The 16,198-nt window shown below is 57.5% G+C and carries 10 protein-coding genes, 1 tRNA gene and 1 pseudogene; 8 read left to right on the top strand and 4 right to left on the bottom strand.

The genetic code is table 11. The features are described 5' to 3' along the window. Positions 1–344 precede the first annotated feature (344 nt). Positions 345–2,540 carry a hypothetical protein gene (locus tag H9Q09_RS21050; protein WP_187392682.1) on the bottom strand — a complete coding sequence of 732 codons (2,196 nt, stop codon included), beginning with the start codon at positions 2,538–2,540 and terminating at the stop codon, positions 345–347. Between the two features lie 41 nt (positions 2,541–2,581). On the opposite strand from H9Q09_RS21050, the gene H9Q09_RS21055 reads away from it, so the two are divergent. The 4 genes from H9Q09_RS21055 to H9Q09_RS21070 all read left to right on the top strand — a co-directional run bounded on the left by H9Q09_RS21055 (position 2,582) and on the right by H9Q09_RS21070 (position 6,468). Next, positions 2,582–3,271, top strand: coding sequence for a hypothetical protein (locus H9Q09_RS21055; RefSeq protein WP_187392683.1), 690 nt, complete (start codon positions 2,582–2,584; stop codon positions 3,269–3,271). A 117-nt stretch (positions 3,272–3,388) separates the two neighbouring features. Then, positions 3,389–3,598 carry a helix-turn-helix domain-containing protein gene (locus tag H9Q09_RS21060; protein WP_210315456.1) on the top strand — a complete coding sequence of 70 codons (210 nt, stop codon included), beginning with the start codon at positions 3,389–3,391 and terminating at the stop codon, positions 3,596–3,598. Between the two features lie 113 nt (positions 3,599–3,711). Further along, positions 3,712–4,635, top strand: a complete 924-nt coding sequence (locus tag H9Q09_RS21065; RefSeq protein WP_187392684.1) for a hypothetical protein — start codon at positions 3,712–3,714, stop codon at positions 4,633–4,635. Positions 4,636–4,815: 180 nt separating this feature from the next. Continuing rightward, a complete protein-coding gene (locus H9Q09_RS21070) occupies positions 4,816–6,468 on the top strand; it encodes a DUF927 domain-containing protein (RefSeq protein ID WP_187392685.1) in 1,653 nt (550 codons plus the stop codon). A gap of 260 nt (positions 6,469–6,728) precedes the next feature. Here the strand turns inward: H9Q09_RS21070 and H9Q09_RS21075 are convergent. Then, positions 6,729–6,805 (bottom strand) — tRNA-Arg (locus H9Q09_RS21075). Between the two features lie 339 nt (positions 6,806–7,144). On the opposite strand from H9Q09_RS21075, the gene H9Q09_RS21080 reads away from it, so the two are divergent. Genes H9Q09_RS21080 through H9Q09_RS21095 form a run of 4 tightly spaced genes read left to right on the top strand, consistent with a single transcriptional unit; the run spans position 7,145 to position 14,544 of the window. Beyond that, positions 7,145–9,880, top strand: a complete 2,736-nt coding sequence (locus H9Q09_RS21080) for a DEAD/DEAH box helicase family protein (RefSeq protein ID WP_348646343.1) — start codon at positions 7,145–7,147, stop codon at positions 9,878–9,880. Continuing rightward, on the top strand, positions 9,880–11,406 hold the full coding sequence (locus tag H9Q09_RS21085; protein ID WP_187392686.1) for a restriction endonuclease subunit S: 1,527 nt from the start codon (positions 9,880–9,882) through the stop codon (positions 11,404–11,406). Before H9Q09_RS21080 ends, H9Q09_RS21085 begins: the two co-directional genes overlap by 1 nt. Continuing rightward, entirely contained in the window at positions 11,403–13,082 is a 1,680-nt protein-coding gene (locus H9Q09_RS21090; RefSeq protein ID WP_187392687.1) for a DUF262 domain-containing protein, read from the top strand. Before H9Q09_RS21085 ends, H9Q09_RS21090 begins: the two co-directional genes overlap by 4 nt. A 7-nt stretch (positions 13,083–13,089) precedes the next feature. Next, entirely contained in the window at positions 13,090–14,544 is a 1,455-nt protein-coding gene (locus tag H9Q09_RS21095; RefSeq protein WP_187392688.1) for a class I SAM-dependent DNA methyltransferase, read from the top strand. A 321-nt stretch (positions 14,545–14,865) separates the two neighbouring features. Here the strand turns inward: H9Q09_RS21095 and H9Q09_RS21100 are convergent, their stop codons facing one another. Continuing rightward, positions 14,866–15,711: a hypothetical protein gene (locus H9Q09_RS21100; RefSeq protein WP_187392689.1), complete on the bottom strand. Its 846-nt coding sequence runs from the start codon at positions 15,709–15,711 to the stop codon at positions 14,866–14,868. A 364-nt stretch (positions 15,712–16,075) separates the two neighbouring features. After that, positions 16,076–16,198, bottom strand: a pseudogene (locus H9Q09_RS21105) (IS481 family transposase); the annotation flags it as partial.

Genomic DNA, 16,198 nt, shown 5'->3' on the forward strand with positions numbered 1-16,198 from the left:
AGGTTTAGGCTTGAGGCTAACGTGTCACAAATAGTCGAAGTCAAGGACGATGTGGCAAATATCTAAATAGCCAAAGCTGTTCGGCTCGCGCGCACGATCGTCGTATACCTTGATGTTTCGGATCGCATCCCGCAGGTTTATGTCAAAGCGACGTAGAGATAAACTAGGCGCACATGCATCAAATTGTGGACACAGGCTACCTATTGGACATATTAGACGAGGACGCAGATGCAATACCGTGCTTGCAGAGCGTTATGAACGCGCATCGATCGGAGCACGGCAATATTGAGACTCCTTTCCAGCGGCTCGTATAAATTTACATCCGAAATTTAGCATACAAACCTCTACAGCTCGCCGGCCTGAACCCAAATATCATCTGTGCTACTTTGCAATTCATCGAGCAATTTCTGCATTCTTTTCGTATGGGCGCGGACGGGCGAATAAACCATCCCATCATCCCCCTTGAATGAGGTAAGCAGCCCCTCTCGCTCGAGAAGATTCAGTATCTTACGCGAACTGTTCCGAGTAGCTGGACTTCCCAGGCCTCGGAGCAATGCCTCCTCTTTTCTCCCACTACCTTTCTGAAAGAATGTCTTCCGAATCACGGTGGCCAGCACTTCGTGCGCAGGCTTAAGGCCAATACGTCTAATTCTTGAGACACTAGCAACGGAGTCGTACGCTTCTGCCTCAAGATCTTTGATCCAGTATGGCAGGCCCGCTGGTGAGGTGATCCCTATTACACGCGGCGTAATACAGTTCACTATTTCGACTTTCTTATTATCGAGCGCAGGTAGAACTAATTCACCGACGTACGTATCAGCAATGCGGATATTCGATATCTCGCGTTCACGTAGGTTAAGAACCATGAACGTACCGTCATCAACGGAAAGCCCCTCGAAATCGAATGTCACTGTATTTTTCCTCGTGAGCGCACCAATCAAATCGCAGGATAAAGTTCTATTACCTCCTTTAAGCGCTTGCCTGGCGAAATCCAACTTCGATTGATCATTGAGAGAAGCGTCGCGTGCGAGGACTCGTTGCCCAAGGTCGTCTAAGGGATTAGTCCAAACGGAACCGCAGACCGCTGCCAATTCGTCCGGCGGGCCGAGACAACATCGTACAACATCCTTCGCTCGCAGACCGTCCAATATATAGATATCTACAAACTGTCTGTCGTTACTCCCTGAGCTCACCCGGCCGAGGGTCGGCAATCGCTGTAGCATCACCGAAGCTTCCTCAACCGGAACGGCACCAGTCGCAGACTCAAATGCGTGCTGTAGCTCCGAGAGAGAGATAGGTCCGATATTGGCAGACTTCGTCCGCGTAAGGCGAGATAAATAGATAAATATAGAATGTATGGTCGAACTATCGAAAGAAGGGTGGATGCGGGCGTCGCGCTCACAAAGTACTGTTATGAAATGGTTCCAGAATTTGACTTCATCACCTTCGTCGTCGAACATGGCGAGGAACTGGTCGTCGGCCAAATCCGTGATTGTCTGGCAGATCAAAGGTCTCCTCGGAAGCCACTCAGGGACGTCCAGCTCGATGTCCCTTTTCTGGAAATATTCAAGCAATTCCGTATCGCTGAACTCGTCTTTGCAGCGGAGGACGATCGTTGCGCCGGAGTCCATACCTAAAGCTGAAAACATCTCTTCAGAGCTAGGGAAATAGTGCTCACGCCCTGTGACAAGGACGCCACCTTTGCATGCCGAAACGGTATCCTTAACGGCTAGCAGCGACTTCGCTCTGATTTGCCGGAGTTTCTGAACATCGTTGCTCCAAGCCTGCGACCCAATCTCGTCGAATCCATCCAAAAGTACCGCAACAGAGCCCACGTGAAACGCACGAACAACCGAGGTTTCTAGAGTATCAAGCCCTAAGTCGGATACGTGTCGGCGAAGAAGTTCACTGCTTCTCTGCAATCCCCATGAACTTCGCAGGTCGACCGCGTACGGATAGCAGAAATTTTCCGCGGCACCCTCTGAAAGGACGCGAAAGACGTCCTGAATGCAACGACTTTTGCCGGTTCCATACTCCCCTAAGAGGATGATCTTTTTCCCCTCTGAAAGCCACTTGGCAATGTCGGTTGAATTCACCTCTTTCTTCTGGCCTTCGGCGACATAGTTGACGCCGACGTAATCGGTTGTATCGATTTCACCGGTGAGCGGGTTAATTGCGCTACCGAACGGGGCATTGATTCTGGCGACTCGATATTCTTCGAAATCGAAAAACATTCGGGAAAAGGCGTCAATCGAGAGAACACGAATATTATGCGGCTCGCCTGCCTCTTTCATTGCTGGCGTGATATTGCCATTCACCACGCAGAAGCAGCGCGCCATCACGCCATTCTGGAATGCCGCGGACTTGGCGGTTTGTAACTTGACGACGTCTTCGCGGACTTTTGCCAAGGTCCTGTTTTCAGTTATTTCCACGAAAACTTCGATTTCGGGATCAAGAACCACGACACCGTCTAAATTTACCCCACCGACGCGCTTCGGCGTACAGGGGCGTTTCCAAATGTATTGCGCGGTCTCTCTCACTCTATCTTCGAACTGCGCCCAGTGGCGGCGGTTCGGCAGCGATGCCCGTCACTTTGCGTGACCATCGTTACACGTGGTGGGAACTCGCAAAGGATGCAGACGGGTGGCGGCTTCAACCAAACCCTGTTCCGGTCGAACATTTCGACGCAGTGTCTCTAAGCGCCTACGTCAAGTGGTTCTATGTGGTCAGTCGGAGATTCGTCGTGGCGGCGGAGATGGACGAATTCTCGCTGCGATATGTTCATCCCATCGACGGTTTGCTGCCGGGACGTGTTCCTCAGGGTGTAGTCTCCGCGCAAGAGAGGATGGTGACAAATCTGGGACGCGCCCACGCGCCAGGATCAACCCAGTTCGATGAACCAGTCTGGATCGGGGTTGAGGAAGCCGCATTTCGCCGATGGCTAAACTCGCCAAAATTCTCGGCCGATGATGAGGCCGAAGGGGAAAAGCGCCCGCCTGCTATCGGACACTTGCGGCGTGCCGCGCAAGCAGCCGCGGAGCTGGCGAAAGAGGACGATTTTCCTGTTACCTCTGAATGGCTATGGGACATAGTCAGCACTGAGCAGCCAAGCGTATCACGCAATCTGTTCGACACGGAGATCTGGAAAAAACTGCAGAATGCTCCGCGCCAAAAGGGTCCGCCCAGCCAAGAAAAACGAAGGGCACGCGATAGCGCGAGGGAGAGAGCCTTGGCGCGGTTTCGAGCGGCATTCATCGGCAATTCTGAATAACCTCCGAGCTAACCCCTTAGTGAATTTGGGGCCTCCCAATATCGCGGTGCGCCTATAATCGCGATCTTCCTCCTGTCCCCAACGGCTCAGCCCGAGCCCGACAGAAAGGAAGACAGCATGAACGCTTCCCCGCCTCCCTCGACGTTGATGACCGAGCAAGAAGTCGCGGATCGCCAGAAGAGATCGATCAAGACTCTGCAGAATCAGCGCGTCACCGGTTTCGGCATTCCGTTCCTGAAACTTGGTCGCTGCGTGCGCTACCGCCTTGCCGACGTCGAAGCTTGGGAAGAAGCCCAGCGCAGGCAGTCCACGAGCGAACTGGCCTAAGCGGCCGCACTCACCCCCCCCTCACCAATTAGCCCCTGTCACCGGCGCTTGCGAGCGCGGGAACCCTTGCGCTCGTCCGGTCGGAATAGGGAAAAAGCGGAAAGAAGGTCATCATGGTCAACACCAGAACCAAACCGACGAAAGGCAACACCCGGCCGCCCGGATTCGAAACCAAAGGCGATGCCGCGGCCGCCCGCGACAGCTTAGTCCGTCTGCTGGCCTCGGCAGACGGCAACGACGCTCAGGCACTGGCCCGCAAGCTCCTCGGTTGCCGGAAAGAAGATCGCTGCGGATCTAATGGTTGCCCCGTTTGTAACCGCCGGCTCCGCCTCCGGCTGGATCGGCAGATGAAGCGGTCCCTGCGCGGTCGGGCCTTTGAAGTCGCCGCCATCACATTGATCCCCGCCGATTTCCGCGTCGAAGTCGGCGAGCTCTCGGCCTTTAATCTCGTCCGCTGGGTTGCGAGCCGGAAACGTGCGCTGGAACGGGCACTTCCTCCGGAAGCCCTGTTCATTGGCGGCGTCGATATCTCCCTGAATACCTTTGAGAACCGAGATCCTCATTGGTGCATCCATATTCATGGCTTCGTCATCGCCCCGATGGGATGGGGGTTGCACAATCGGGCTAAGCTGCGGCGTCTTCGCGCCGAAATCGACCGGCGGTGCCGCCCCATCCAAGCGGCCGACCGGGTGGCTCGGGAACGCCCCCTTCGGGTTGGGACCCGCAACATCCACGACTTCCACGATAAGCTTCTCTACGGCCACAAGTCCGGCTTCTATTGTCGTTCGCGATATGTCGAAGTGAAGCGGAAGAGCGGCAAACGTTCTACGAACGCGTTCGCTCAGCGGCTTCCGAATTCGACCCGTGTCGAGCTGGCGATCTTCCTCGATCATTATCCGTTGGGTTCTCGGGTGATTTTGATTGGGATGCGGCGTCGGGGCCGGTTCGACCGGTTCGCCCTGACGCTTCAGCGCGACTTGCCAGTCGTCACGAAACGGGGGGCGTTGGGGTCGGAGTCGGCCGAATCCCCCTGTTGAGCCTGCTGTGAGGCTCGTTGAAGGCTACGGCGGGCATTCGGGGTTGGGCAGTTGACAACACTGCACGGCACACCGTGATGCCCGCCTCCAAAAAACTTAACATCGCGACGACCAAGGTGGGAAAGGTGGGAAAGCTACCTCCCCATCATGCTCGTCTCACTTCCCAGTAGGAGAGAACGAATGTCCGGAACTCTGGAAAACAGCCAGTCGGCGGGTGCGAGCGGCACTAAGATTGTGCGCGCCGTGATCGATCAATTCCGCAACCGGCACTATGCATTGGCGTGCGACAATGACCCGGTATGGGTGCAATTGGCAGACATCAATAAGTTCGATAATCAGCTCGTTGAGCGCTTGGGCCGCCATGGCATAATCGCCGTGACGACAACTCGTAAGAATGAAATCAAGAAGCAGGTGGAAAGTTGGGATTCATTCGATGAGGGCCTCGTCGCGACCCATCCGGGCTACATAGCCGACGATATTTACATCTGCGGCGATGGCGAGGTTTTGCGCATTGGCGGTGACGAACGTGAAGTTATTGTCGCGTTTGAACCCGATATTCGCTTTAGTCCAGTCGGCGACCTTTCAGGCTGGCAGAGCGAACTGGACCTTGTTATCGCGGGCAACGCGACTGCCTCCTTCTTGCTCGCCTTTGCGTTCGCGTCCTTGCTTCTCCGGTTCGCACCCTCATCCATGCACAACCCGTACATCGAGCTGGTCGGGCCGGCAGAGTGCGGCAAGACATCCTTCGCCGTTCTTGCATGCTCCGTGTTTGCAGGTGGGCGGGACCAGATTGGCGGGGCGGATTCGTGGAATGTGACGGCAGCCGGTCTCAACCAAGTCGGTGAATGGTATTCTGACGCCTTGCAGGTTTTGGATGAGCAGAACGAACAGGACTCTGCAGTTAAGGTGGACTCTGCGCAAACCTTCAAAGGCGCGAGCGGCAGCCGCCGTCGTCGTTTCAACGAGCTCAATCCAGGTCCAGCGTTCCGGATGGGAACCCTCAGCACGAGCAACGATCCCTTCTCAGGACTCGGGAAGCCGGGCACCGAGATTGCGAGGGCCGCAGCAACAAGGCGGCTGGCAATAATCTACAATGATAAGATTCTTCAGAGTGCCCCCAACGGCTTCGACACCACGGCGAAGGCAATGTCCGCCTTGCGGGAGGCGATAGACCGCAATCATGGCGTAGCGTCACGAGCCTTTGTCCGCGAGGTTATCAAAATAGCCAGCGCCGATTTGAGCGCATGGAAGGACCTGATCGCAGAGGGAATCCACGAGTTTGAGGGGAGCCGCGTTGCCGCAAAATTAAGCTCCGACCGTATCCGGAAGGTGTTCGGTTTGGTTAGGGTCGCAGGGCAGCTTGCACGTGAATGGCGCATCCTACCAGTGGCAGCGATGCCCATTGACGATGCCATCGCGAGAATCGTGCCGCTCGTAATGAGAACTGATTCAACGTCCTCTACCGATCCTGCTGGGGAGGCAGCCGTCAATCGGCTTGATGACCTGATCGACCATGTAAGGCAGTACACGACGCTGTTCGTGAAAACCGAGCATGGTTTGCGCTGTAGGCGGATTCCGATGCCTCGCAAGGGCAGGGCATTTTCTGAACTATCTGACGGCACCGAGATAACCGAACAAGATGGCCATGGTACAATGTACCTTCGTCCCGTGATCGTTCGCGACTATTTCGGCCCCGAACATCTCAGCATCCTCCGCGAACTTCGCGACAACGGCCGTCTTCGGGTTGAAAGAGGAAAGCAGCCGAAGCTGCTGGTCAAGGCACCTGTCGATTCCGATCTAAAAGGGCGCGTTTACGCCTTTCTCACTCAATAACAGAGCGGCCGATTTACCTGCCAGTCGCTGGCGGCACGGGAGGCGTTTATGATCCCCGCCCATTCCAGTTTTTGCGCTTTGGGCAATTCCCGGACCGTCCAGCGGGCGGGTGGCTCACGCTCATATCAGTCACCGATGCTCAAGCTCTGATCATTTGATAGTTCTCCAGAACCCACACCGATACCACCGGGCGTGCTTACCCGGTGCTTACTTGCCTGTAGTCGGAGCAGGCGTCCAGGTCCGCAAGTGACTGAGTTAATTGGTGCACCCGACAGGATTCGAACCTGTGACCTCTGCCTTCGGAGGGCAGCGCTCTATCCAGCTGAGCTACGGGTGCCCGGGTCGCGGGCGGGATCCGGCGAACGGATCGGCATGACCGAAATCTCCCTAACCGATCCGGGGGCGCACGGCAAGAAGCGATGGCGTGCTGGTGGAGCCTGCGCTCCTCTCCGAAGGCAGAGGTCACAGGTTCGAATCCTGTCGGGTGCAGCGTCGGTGGGGCAGGCGCCTTTTTACGGCGTCGTGACGTCGGGCCGAGAGAACCGATGTGGGGGAGGGTGCCGAGGGTGTGGCTCGCTGGCGGGCTAATTAGGCTACCGCAGTTACTGCAACGGGCTCGCCTGCAATCGGAGCGCGGCGGCTTCCCAAACCTGACAACCCTGAATAATGTCTCGGCGTGAGCTACGACGCCTTCCACCCCGAAGATCAAGCCCGATCCAAGATCGACCGGCAGCTGATTGCTAGCGGTTGGGCAGTGCAATCCCGGGCAGAGATGAACCTTGGCGCAGGTCAGGGCGTCGCGGTGCGTGAATTCCAGACGGCATCCGGCCCCGTTGACTACGCCCTCTTCGTTAATCGACGGCTTTGCGGCGTCGTCGAAGCCAAGTCCGAGGGGACGACGCTGTCCGGATTTTCCGATCAGGCAGCTCGATATATTCACGACATGCCGGGGCACCTCATTCGCGAGGAAGGCCAGGTCCGTTTTGAATACGTGGCCTCCGGCAGCGAGATCCTGTTTCGAGATCACGCCGACCCAGACGCTACATCCCGCCGCGTCTTCGCATTTCACAGGCCCGAGACGCTTGGGCTCTGGTTGCGCGAAGCGAAGACCATCCGCACGCGCCTCCAACACATGCCGGAACTGGTCAGAGATGGCCTGCGCGACTGTCAGATCGACGCGGTGAACAGCCTTGAGGAATCGCTCGCGACGAACCAGCCCCGCGCCCTGGTTCAGATGGCGACAGGCGCGGGCAAAACCTTTGCGGCTGCGACCTTGAGCTACCGCCTGCTTGCCCATGCAGGCTTCAAACGCATTCTGTTCCTCGCCGACCGCGCCAATCTCGTCCGTCAAGCGCGGGACGAGTATCTCACTTATAGGCCGCCCGGGACGGGGCGCTCCTTCTCCGAGATCTACAATGTCCAGAAGCTGGGCTCCGCCGGTCTCGACAAGGACGCTCAGGTGGTCGTCTCCACTATACAGCGGGTCTATTCGGCGCTGACCGGAGCCGAACTCGCCGAAGAGGACGAAGAAGTATCCGCCTTCGAAGCTGTGGGAAGAGAACAGGAGCGCCTCGTCTCCTACAATCCTGCGATGCCGATCGAGAGTTTCGATCTCGTCATCACCGACGAATGCCATCGCTCAATCTACGGCACCTGGCGGCAGGTGCTCGAATATTTCGACGGCTTCGTCGTTGGGCTGACGGCCACGCCTTCGCTTCATACGCTTGGCTTCTTCGGCCGTAATCTCGTAGCGCAATATCCCTACGAGCGCTCGGTCGCCGATGGCGTGAACGTCGACTTCGAAATCTTCCGCATCCGGACGGAGATCGGCGAGCGGGGATCCGTCGTCGAAGCCGGATATGATCTCCCTGTGCGCGATAAGCGCACGCGGGCCGAGCGCTACGAAACGCTGACGGAGGATTTCGCCTATACGGCGCGCCAGCTCGATCGCACGGTGGTCGTCCCGAACCAGATCCGCACCGTTCTGGAAACCTATCGGGATTCCTTGTTCAGCGAACTCTTTCCCGATCGAAAGGACATGCCGAAAACCCTGATCTTCGCCAAGGATGATCACCACGCCGAGGAAATCGTCACGCTCGTGCGTGAGGTCTTCGGCAAAGGCAATGATTTTGCCAAAAAGATCACCTACAAGATCGACGGGGCCGATCCCGAGCAGCTGATCCGAGCGTTTCGCAACGACTACAACCCCCGTGTCGCGGTTACGGTCGACATGATCGCGACCGGCACCGACGTGAAGCCGATCGAGGTGTTGATTTTCCTGCGTGATGTCCGATCCGAGCTCTATTTCGAGCAGATGAAGGGACGCGGCGCGCGCACGATCAGCCCGGAAAAGCTGCGCCAGGTCACGCCCGACGCGAAGGCGAAGACCCGCTTCGTGCTGATCGATGCGGTTGGCGTCTCCGAGAGCCTCAAGACCATTTCGGAGCCGCTCGAACGCAGGCGCTCGGTCTCGTTCGACAAGCTGATCGACGAGATCGCGGCCGGCCGGCGTGACGACGATTCCTTCGCGACGTTCGCCGCCCGCTTGTCTGCGCTGAACCGGCGCGTCAGCGAGAGAGACCACGCCGCTATTGTCGCTGCGACCGGTGGTCTTGACCTGACGGATCTCGCCGGCCGCATGCTTGACGCGATCGATCCGGATACCCTGGCTCATCTCGCCGAGGACGCCACGGATCAGGAGCGGCAGGATGTTCGCGACGCGGCCAAGGATCGCGCGGCCATGCTGTTCGACGATCCAAAACTGCGCAACCTCCTGAAGGAAGCGAAGGCCGCTGCCGATATCCGCATCGACACGATTTCGGTGGATTCGGTCGTCTCCTCCGGCTGGGACGAGCAGCGGGCCAGCGACACGGTCGCTCGCTTTCGCCAATTCCTGGAGGAGAAGAGCGACGCGCTGATCGCGCTTCAGATTCTCTACCATCGCCCCTATGCCCAGAAGCGCCTGACCTATGAGGCGGTGGACGAATTGCGCGACGCGTTGCGGCGTCCGCCGTGGCTGTTGGAGCCGGTTGACATCTGGCGAGCCTACAAGCGGCTCGACGCTGACGCCGTCCGTGGCAATCCGGCGGGAACGCTGGCAGACATCGTCATGCTCGTGCGCTATGCCCTCGGTGAAACGCAATCGCTCGAACCGCTTTCGTCTCTCGTCGCCGGCCGCTTCAATCTCTGGCTTGGCCGGGAGGCGAAGGCAGGGCGCGACTATAGTGAGGAGCAGCGGGCCTGGCTTTCCGCGATTCGCGACCATCTGGCGGTCAACATCGAGATCCGGCCTGAGGATGTGGTGGAGGCGCCGGAGTTTGCCGCCCGCGGCGGGCTCATCCGCGCGCGCGCCCTGTTCGGGGCGCGGCTGCCGGGCCTGCTCGATGAATTGACGGAAGTGTTGGTCGCGTAATGGATGCAATTGAAGTCGAGCCGCAGCGCCACCTTGCGGCGGATAGGGCGCGTCATTTGCCGGACGGATGGTGCTGGGCCACGCTGGAGACAGTGTCTCCGGTCAATCCCGCCACGAATTTCGACGACCTGCCACAAGACCACGATATACCCTTCATCCCTATGGCAGCCGTGTCCGAAGAGACGGGCGTCGTGGATTCCTCTGCTCGTCGAAAGGTCTCGGACGTCGCCAAAGGCTACGTCCGCTTTATGGAAGGGGACGTGATCTTCGCTAAAATCACTCCCTGCATGGAGAACGGAAAGGTTGCACCGGTTTCAGGCTTCGGCAGCGATTATGCCGCCGGCTCCACGGAGTTCCATGTTCTTCGCCCGGTCGCAGTCGAACAGCGCTATCTTTGGTATTGGCTCGTCAGTCGCGGTTTTCGAGCCGTCGCAAAACGGAACATGAGCGGCTCAGCAGGCCAACTTCGCGTTCCGGTCAGCTACTTGCGCGCGAGCGCGATCCCCCTTCCTCCTCGTGCCGAACAGCGCCGGATCATCGAGCGGATCGATGCCTTGTTCGCCGAGATTGCCGAGGGCGAAGCGGCTCTAGAAGAGGCCAGACAGGGCCTGGAGATCTTTCGCCGTTCGCTGCTGAAGGCCGCAGTAACGGGAGAGCTGACTCGCGACTGGCGCGAGACGAATATGCCCCCGGAAACCGGGCACGATCTCCTTGAGCGGATCAGGGCGGAGCGGCAAGCGCGACCTTCGACGAAGCGCCGCAAACAAGACCTGACTCCCATAAAAGAGACAGGCTTGGCTAAATTGCCCTCGAGTTGGGCTCGAGCACGTCTCGGAGACCTGTTTGACGTCAACACGGGATCTACTCCTTCTCGCTCAAAACCCGAATTGTGGGATGGCGATGTTCCTTGGGTCAGTAGCGGCGAGGTTGCGTTTTGTCGCATCTCCTCCACGAGAGAAAAAATATCGCGATCCAGCATCGGGAAGAATATTAGCCGAATAAACCCTATTGGAACGGTTCTCTTGGCGATGATTGGTGAAGGAAAAACCCGCGGACAGTGTGCAATTCTAGATATAGAGGCCGCCAATAATCAAAATGTTGCGGCAATAAAGGTTTCCAAGACAGAAATCCCACCGGATTTTATATATACTTCCCTGCAGCAAAGATATTTTTCATCTCGGCGCGAAAGTCAGGGTGGCAACCAGCCCGCGCTGAACGCCAGCAAAGTTGCAAGCATGACAATAGCGCTGCCTCCGCTTGAGGAGATTCAGGAAATTAACTCGATTCTGTCGGGAATGCTTTCTGAGATTGCCGAATCGGAAATGGTAATCACAGCTGAGCTATCGAGATCAATCAAGCTTCGGTCATCTATTTCGAAGGCCGCCTTCGAAGGCAAACTCGTTCCTCAAGACTCCACTGACGAGCCCGCCGCCATACTCCTTGAACGCCTCGCCCGCGAGCGCCAGCAGCCCTCCAAATCAAGACGCGGACGCAAACCCAAGTCCGGAGCCAAGCGAAAAGCATGACGCGCCATACGATTGAGGCTTCCGAGAAGCCGATCCTCGACATCTTCTGCGACAAATATCTCTTCCGCATTCCGTCCTACCAGCGGCCTTATGCCTGGGAGACCGAGCAGGCAGCCGAGCTTTTAGAGGACATCCGCGCCGCCTGTGGCCATAGCGGCAATGTCGCCGATGCCAGCCCATACTTCCTTGGCAGTATCGTGCTGATCAAGAATCCCCAGGACCCACAATCGGATGTCGTCGACGGACAGCAGCGGCTGACGACCCTGACGATCCTGCTCGCCGTGCTGCGCGATATGGCCGATGCGAAAATCGGGACGGCGATCCACGGCTACGTTTGCCAATCCGGCGATCCGATCAAAGGCACGGCAGATGTTTTCCGGCTGACGACCGGTAAGCGTCACGCGGACTTCTTTCTGAAGACTATCCAGGCTGAAGGCGCGACGAACGCCTTGCCGGACTGGCGCCAGTTCAAGGATGCTCCGGCCCGCATGGTTGAGAACGCCGCCTTCCTGCGCGGCCGGCTGCAAGAAATGTCGGAAGACGAGCGGCGCCGGTTGACGATGTATCTCGCGCAGCGCTGCTATCTCGTAGTCGTAGCGGCCTCCGACCAGGAATCGGCCTTCCGCATCTTCTCGGTGATGAACTCCCGAGGCCTCGATCTCTCCCCTGCCGACATCTTCAAGGCAGAGATCATTGGCGCGCTGCTGGCCGATCTCCAGGATGTCTATACCCAGAAGTGGGAGAACCTGGAGGATGCGCTCGGCCGGGGGCGGTTCGCCGAATTGTTCGGTCACATCCGAACGATTCATCGCAAACAGAAGATGCAAGGGACCCTGATCGCCGAGTTTCGCGACCACGTCCCGACCCGCTTGCAGCCGGCGAGCTTCATCGACGACGAACTCACTCCCTATGCCGACGCCTATGAGGAGATCACCGACCGGGCATTTCAGAGCTTCAAGAATGCCGATGCGATCAATAGCCAGCTCACTAATCTCTCGCGACTCGACAATCTCGACTGGCAGCCTGCGGCGATCGAAGTTGTCGCGCGCCAGCGCAGCGACCCCGACTTCATCTTGCTGTTTCTCTCTGATCTCGAACGGCTCGCCTACGGCATGTTCCTCATGCGTAGCGACGCCTCGGAGCGCATTCGCCGCTATGGCCGGCTGCTCACCGCCATCCAGGCCGGCGACGATCTCTTCGCCGATGCCTCGCCGCTACAACTGACGAACGACGACAAGCGCGCCGTGCGGGCGGCTCTCGCTGGCGACATCTACACGGTGACGCGGATCAGGCTCCCGCTGCTCCTGCGCCTAGATGAATTGTTGTCCGGCGGCAGCGCTGTCTACAATACGCCCATCATTAGCGTCGAGCACGTCCTGCCGCAAAGCCCGCCGACGGGGAGCCAATGGCTTGAGGATTTTCCGGACGAAGAGGAACGGGCGAGATGGGTCCACAAGCTCGCAAACCTAGTGCTCTTGACCCGCCGCAAGAACTCACAGGCGAGCAACTACGATTTCGTCGATAAGAAGCAGAAATATTTCTCAACGAGAGCGGGCGTCGCGAATTTCGCCCTGACCAGCAAGGTGCTGTCCGAGAGCATCTGGACCAATGAAACGCTTCAGCACCGTCAGGCCGAGCTGACGGATGCGATCGAAACCCTTTGGCGCTTGAAGTGAGCTTGGAATGAACTCTCAATCGCTCGTCGCCAAGGTCTGGAGTTTCGCGCATGTCCTGCGCGACCAAGGCATTTCCTACCAAGCATATATCAGCCAGATCTCCTATCTGCTCTTCCTCAAGATGGATGACGAGCGGGTGAGCCTGATCGGCGAGGCCTCGATGCTTCCTGGCGGCTATCGATGGTCGGACATCAGGGACCTGTCGGGCGAGCCGCTCGGCATCGCCTATGGCAAGCTGCTGGAGAAGCTCTCCCGGCAAGGCGGCATCATCGGCACGATCTTCCTAAAGGCGCAGAACGAGATCCAGGATCCGGCGAAGCTGAAGCGTCTCGTCGGCCTCATCGACGGAGAGACCTGGCTCGGCCTATCGGTCGACGTCAAAGGCGACATCTACGAAGGCCTCCTGGCCCGTAACGCCGAGGACGTTAAATCCGGCGCTGGCCAATACTTCACGCCGCGCACTGTGATCGACGCTATGGTTGAAGTTGTTGATCCCGCTCCCACCAAGACAATTCATGACCCGGCATGCGGGACGGGCGGCTTTTTGCTGGCGGCCTGGGAGCACATGAAGGCGCGCCCCGAGGCGCGCAACAAGGCTGTCTATTCGAAGCTGAAGGACAAGTTCTCGGGCATCGACATCGTGCCGGAGGTCGTGCGCTTGGCGGCGATGAACCTCTATCTCCACGGCATCACAGGTGTCGATTCCATCGTCGAACAGAAGGACGCGCTGCTCGGGGCCGGCGGCAAGGCTTACGACATCGTTCTCGCCAACCCGCCGTTCGGCAGGAAGCAGAGTTTTCGGATCATCGGCGCAGACGGCGAAATCGACACCGAGCGCGAGGACTACGACCGACCGGACTTCTTCGTCACGACATCGAACAAGCAGCTGAATTTTCTCCAGCACATCATGTCCGTGCTCGCACCAGACGGCAGAGCCGCCGTGGTGTTGCCGGATAACGTGCTGTTCGAAGGCAGTGCTGGCGAAACCATTCGACGCAGGCTCCTGAAGAACTTCGAGTTTCACACGCTTCTGCGTCTGCCCACCGGCATCTTCTACAAGCAGGGCGTGAAGGCGAACGTATTGTTCTTCGACAAGAAGTCACCGTCGGAGGCAAATGCCACGGAGACGCTGTGGGTCTATGATCTGCGCACCAACAAGCGTTTCACACTGAAGGAGCGCCCGCTCACCCGCAACGATCTCGACGATTTCGTCGCGAGCTATTCCTCGGCAAATCGACGGGAGCGTCGCGAGAGCGAACGCTTCAAGAGCTATCCGGTCGAAACCCTTCTGGCGCGGGAGAAGGTCAATCTCGATCTATTCTGGCTCAAAGACGACGCGCTCGAAGATCCTTCTCTCCTGCCCCCGCCGGACGAGGCCGCTGTCGGGGTCGTCGACAGCCTTGAGCGCGCGCTGGAGAAATTTCGTGGTGTTGCGAAAGCCTTGGGGGCAGCAGAGCGATGAGTCTTCGCGTCTTGGCGATCCGCTAATCAAAGCCCGAAAACCGTCGGCGGTGCGATTGGATAGGCCGCCAAGACTCAGGAGGGGCCGTGGGGAGCTCCGTGGTCTTGACAGCGAGATGGGTCGCGGCCGGCTCGAAACGCTCGTCAGTGACCCGGCATGACAAGCCCACGCCCGCTTCTTCGCCGATGCTCAACAGCCTTTTCGGCGAACTTCGCTTGTGTGCGAGGTATGCCGATCGCAAGTGCGATGCGTTCTGCCCCTCTCCTGCTTCCAGCGCGTAGAGGATCCTTCCTTCCATGATCTACATTGACAGTATCACGGTTATAAATTCGATATTTCTCGACGAGCTTTCAAAACCTTCATTTTCTTCAGCCGTCCATCGGTAGATACGAGGGCCCGGTATTTTATCGCGATGGCTGAGCGAAGATCATCCCCCAGTCTACTAAAAGCGTAATCTCTCATGCTTTGAAATATGGCCTCAACTGTCTCACGGTCTGCATCCGTATTAAGCTCAAATGGAATTGTTCGCCCTTCTTCAAAATCGAATGCCCTACCATAACGAGAGGTCGTGTAATATCCAGCGACACTGACAATTTTTGCCCGCAGGGTATCTTCTTCGATCGTGGAATTTACGTATTGTTTCGTTTCACTATCGAGGCGTATTGTATTATTATCGCCTTGTATGATAAGTATCTGGGTGGCGCCCCTGGAGATTGTCCTGTGAGCTTCCTTGAGCGCTGGCTCCACGGCCTCGACAAGAGCATTCAGATCCCCAGGATTTATCGCGCCGGTCAGCTCTTTCTGCTCGATGGTCTCTTTTGCTCGCCGCCCCGTCGCTCGGTCGATGACCGATTGAATAAAGTCTTTAGTGAAGGCCTTAATACTATCGGACGTTGCAATGCCGATACCGGCCAATATTGCCATGCCGGCAGGGTTTACGATAAGCTCGTAAACAGTTTCAAAGCTTCCGGGCCGGGTTGCGATGACGTTCAACTGCATATCTGTAGGCTCAAATCGCCGTTTTCGCACGCGTCCTTCCACCAGATAATTTGCCGGGATCAATATAGATCTTGTGATCCCGTGAAGGCTTGAAGTGCCATCGTATGCGGGAATTCGATGAGAGTCGGCGAGGTCGCCTTCAAATTTCACAATGAAATCAATTTTCACCAAGAGCCCCTCTAGATGTGCGCAACATCACAGTTGCGCGATATATTAGGGAAATCCAGTATCGGGCGCAATTTAACGTTGTTCATGATACCTATCGCGTCCGCAAGTCCCGAGGAATCGAGGCGCTGTCATCCAGCATTTGCTCAGTCTTCCGCCCGATGGATCAGGGCTGGCTATCGGGCGGCCGGAATTCTTGACGGGACGGGGCAGGATGAGTTGCCTACGAGGTCGGCTGGAAGCCTTTCGCCAACTGGCACCGATGCACCTTCCCGGCGATCGATCAGTTTGGAGATGGGTGCGGCAGAGAACTCTTTACACATTCGCTTGACGACGGTTCCGAAAAAGGAAAACCAAGTTTGAGAGACTAGGTGTTTAGTCCCGGCATTTGGTGGATTGGATCGAGCGTGAATCGTTCTGGTTCTGAAGTCCATCGTTTGCAGATGAACTCGTAGGGCGTGAGGCCCTTCAGGGTCTTGAGGCGCCGGGC

Origin of the sequence: Aurantimonas sp. DM33-3, from assembly GCF_014334315.1 — a bacterium.
Classification (GTDB): domain Bacteria; phylum Pseudomonadota; class Alphaproteobacteria; order Rhizobiales; family Rhizobiaceae; genus Aurantimonas; species Aurantimonas coralicida.